The following is a 3,354-nucleotide window of genomic DNA, read 5'->3' as shown; positions in this document are numbered from 1 at the left end:
AAGCGCTGGTGAGTTCTGGTCCGGTGCGCACCTCGGCCTCACCCAGCGTGAGTCGGAGGTACTGGCGTTGCTGGTTTCGGGGCACTCGAACAAGGCGGTCGCGAGCGAGCTGGTGGTCAGTGAGGACACGGTGAAGACCCATATCCGCGGGCTCTACCGCAAGTTGGGGGTCTCCGACCGGAGCGGTGCCGTCGCCGTCGCGTTACGTGAAGGGCTGTTCCGTTGAGCCCCGCTGCGGGGGCGGCCCCCACCGCGGCGGATCTCGCCCGCCTGCTCGGCGCCGACGGTGTCCTGGTGTACGCCATCAACGGTCAGGACCTCGACGTCGTCGACATCTGGCCCGCACACCCTTCGGCAGGCTCCCTCAAGCTGCAGGTCGGCTTCGGGGTCACCGGATTGGTTGCTCGCACAGGCAAACCGGTGCTGATCGAGGCCGACTCACCCCGAAATGTGCTGCACCGTCAGCTGCTTCATCTCGAGCGGGAGCAGACCGTGGCCCGGATGTGCATCCCGCTCCAGGGGCTCGAGTGCGATGTCGTGGGTGTCCTTGCCGCTCACCGCGATCCGCGCCGTCCGTTCGGCCAGGTCGACCTCGACGCCGCGGAACCGTATGCCGCGATCCTCGGGTTGCGGCTGGACGCGGAGCAGCTGTGGCGCACGGTCAACAGGCAGCGCACCGAGCGGGACCGGCTCATCAAGGCGGCGATTTCGGCGCAGGAAGCGGAGCGGCGCAGGATCGCCTTCGACCTGCACGACGGCGTCACCACCGCGCTTGCGTCCATGTCGTTCCACCTCTCGGCGGCGGACCTCACCATCTCGGCGGCGCAGGAGGTATCGGACGACTCGATGCTCCTCCGGGAGCTCGATAGCGCGCGCGCCGAACTGCTGAGCGCACGCAAACTGGGCGACGTGGCCTACAACCAGACCAGGGCGGCCATCTCTGGGCTGCATAGTCTCGTGCTCGACGACCTCGGCCTGACCGCCGCGATTGAGTCGCTCGTCCAGATGGCCCGTCGTAACGGCGGCCCGTCCATCGAACTCGTCGTGGACCCGGCAGCTGCGGTCGATGACATTCCCGATCATGCCGCCGCGGCGCTCTACCGGATCACCCAGGAGGCCTTGGCCAACGCGGTCAAGCACGCCGACGCTGATCGGATCGTGTTGTCGCTGCGCGGCGTCGGTGATTCGATCGTTCTCGGCTGCGCCGACGACGGGAAGGGTTTCGACGCAGCGGAACGCCGGACGGCGCGCGCGGTGGACGCCGATGGGGGGCAGCACTTCGGCATGAGTTCGATAGCCGAGCGCTGCGCCATGATCGAGGCATCTCTGCGGGTGGAGTCCTCCCCGGGCCGTGGCACCACGGTGCTGGTCGAGCTACCGATCTAGAGGTTTCAGGTCTCGGGTGGACTCGGGATGCCGGTGAGGCGTCGGACGGCGTGGAGTCCTTCGGGGGTGCCGGGCCAGTGTTTGTCGAGGGCGCCGGGTCCGGCGCGTCGGACGACTGAGCGCAGCGCGGCGGCAACGATGATGGCGTCATCTGCGTAGCCGAGAACGGGGATGAAGTCGGGTACGAGGTCGATCGGCAGGATCAGGTAGACCAGCAACAGGAGCAGACGGACCCGGACACCGCGGGGCAGTTGCGGATCGGCGGCCAGGCGCCGCAGCAGGACCACCGTGTCGGGCAGCAGCCGCAGTGCATCGGTGACGCTGAGGTCCTTGGGCCGGATCACGGCCAGTGCGATCAGCAGCGCCATCCACACGATGATGAGGCCGACCGCGACCGCGATGAGTGCGCTCCAGGGTTGTGTCACCGCCACCCCCTCCGATCCAGCACCCGACGACCAACAATCTCCTCCGCGGCGACGTCGAAATTGACCAATTCAAACTTTGTCAATCGGAATGCCGCGTCACTCGTCGAATCAACGGTGGACAGCAGGCTCCCAAAGCGGTGTGGCGCCGCCCCCGCCGGGAACCTGGATTGTCGCGTCTAGCCTTGGCCGGGCGCCGAATGTGCCTCGCCGGGGACGATTCCGGCCCGTATTCCCATCGCGGCCGCCTCCCCACGGTTGGCGACGTCGAGTTTCCTCAGCAGGCTGGCAACGTGAAACTTGATCGTGCTCTGACTGATCCCGAGCTCATCAGCGATGGCGAGGTTGCGCTTGCCGACCGCGAGATGCGCGAGGACTTCGAGTTCACGGGGATTCAGGGTGGACAGAAGGTGCTCGTCCGGACGAGCCGCGGGTGGGTCGAGAGGGATGGTGAGCATCACCCTGCTTCCCCATCCAGGAATCGATTCGACGTCGATCTGGCCGCGCAAGGTGCGCAGGCGTCCGGACAGTTGGAGTGTCAGGGCGTCGCGGTCGATGGTGCCGGGCCCGCGGTCACGGATCTCGATCAGGACGTTGTCGCCGCCGCAGTCCCAAGCGATCCGCATTCGGGTCAGCACCGGTTGAGCGTCGAAGGCCAGCACGATGGCGCGCACCATCGCCCGTGCCGCGTGCGCCACCTCACCGGGAAGCGGACGCCCGTCGGCCGGGGGGTCGACATAGTCGACTTCGACGTCCCGATGCCGCAATAGGGCACGCAATTCGCCTTGCAGCCTGGCGAATGCGGTCGTGACCGCTTCCTCCGACAGGGCACGATCGGCGGCGCCCGCGGACCGAAGTGCGATCAGTGCGGCCGATGCCGTCTCGCTGGCGGTGATGCGCGACCGGCGATCGTCGAGGTCGTTGGAGCGGAGTGTTCCGAGGATGGACGACAGGGTCGCCTGGTGCGCCTCGGTCAATTCGACGATAGTGCGGGCGCGTTCACTCGACGCGGCCCGTGACTCGGCAAGATAGTCAGGGCTGGCCTGCGCGACCTGATGCTGGATGGAGGTAGCGACAATCCCGAACACCGCCGCGACCTCATCAAGGTCGGGGGCGGCCGTCTGGGACGGTCGCGGAACTAGGACGAGCAGCGTGTCGCAGGTGTCGCGCACAGCCCAGATTCGGCGACGCGAACCCGCCAGCACGGCTAGTTCGTCGCGCACGCCACCAGGATCGATGGATTGTTTGATCTCGTCGAGCTCGTCGATGGTCACCCGGTCGACGATCTCGTGGTTCCCGGCCACTTTGCGTGGGCGCCCGGTGCACTCACGCGTGAAGATCACCAAGGCATCGTGCGACGTGTGACCAAGGAATTGGGACAGGCGGACTGCGATCTCCGGGAGCGGTCCCGTGATCACCTTCCGCATCTCCATCCAGCGGACAACCTGCACCCGAACGGAATCCTCGACGCTTATCACCCATTCAGAGTATTGCCGAGGACGGCACTAGCCAACCGGCCAGCGAGGACTCGCCGTGCGGCCGGGTG

General features: G+C 66.9%; 4 protein-coding genes. 2 read left to right on the top strand and 2 right to left on the bottom strand.

Annotated elements, in window-relative coordinates; genetic code table 11:
* Together QOI01_RS31170 and QOI01_RS31165 are read left to right on the top strand one after the other, a co-directional pair.
* Positions 1-226 (top strand): response regulator transcription factor (locus QOI01_RS31170; protein WP_526387279.1); only part of this gene is annotated, 226 nt, incomplete at its 5' end.
* Positions 223-1,386, top strand: a complete 1,164-nt coding sequence (locus QOI01_RS31165) for a GAF domain-containing sensor histidine kinase (RefSeq protein WP_526387277.1) — start codon at positions 223-225, stop codon at positions 1,384-1,386. The genes QOI01_RS31170 and QOI01_RS31165, both read left to right, overlap by 4 nt.
* 5 nt (positions 1,387-1,391) lie before the next feature.
* Here the strand turns inward: QOI01_RS31165 and QOI01_RS31160 are convergent, their stop codons facing one another.
* Entirely contained in the window at positions 1,392-1,754 is a 363-nt protein-coding gene (locus tag QOI01_RS31160; RefSeq protein ID WP_526387283.1) for a DUF1232 domain-containing protein, read from the bottom strand.
* A 233-nt stretch (positions 1,755-1,987) separates the two neighbouring features.
* Positions 1,988-3,235: a helix-turn-helix transcriptional regulator gene (locus QOI01_RS31155; RefSeq protein WP_526387281.1), complete on the bottom strand. Its 1,248-nt coding sequence runs from the start codon at positions 3,233-3,235 to the stop codon at positions 1,988-1,990.
* Positions 3,236-3,354 lie beyond the last annotated feature (119 nt).

The organism is Mycobacterium sp. (genome assembly GCF_032162605.1).
GTDB lineage: Bacteria > Actinomycetota > Actinomycetes > Mycobacteriales > Mycobacteriaceae > Mycobacterium.
This window is presented reverse-complemented; position numbering and strand designations above follow the sequence as displayed.

What these genes read in the sequence shown, in the direction of transcription:
- QOI01_RS31160 (WP_526387283.1), bottom strand. Translation starts at nt 1,754, where the DNA reads ATGGCGCTGCTGATCGCACTGGCCGTGATCCGGCCCAAGGACCTCAGC.
- QOI01_RS31155 (WP_526387281.1), bottom strand. Translation starts at nt 3,235, where the DNA reads ATGCGGAAGGTGATCACGGGACCGCTCCCGGAGATCGCAGTCCGCCTG.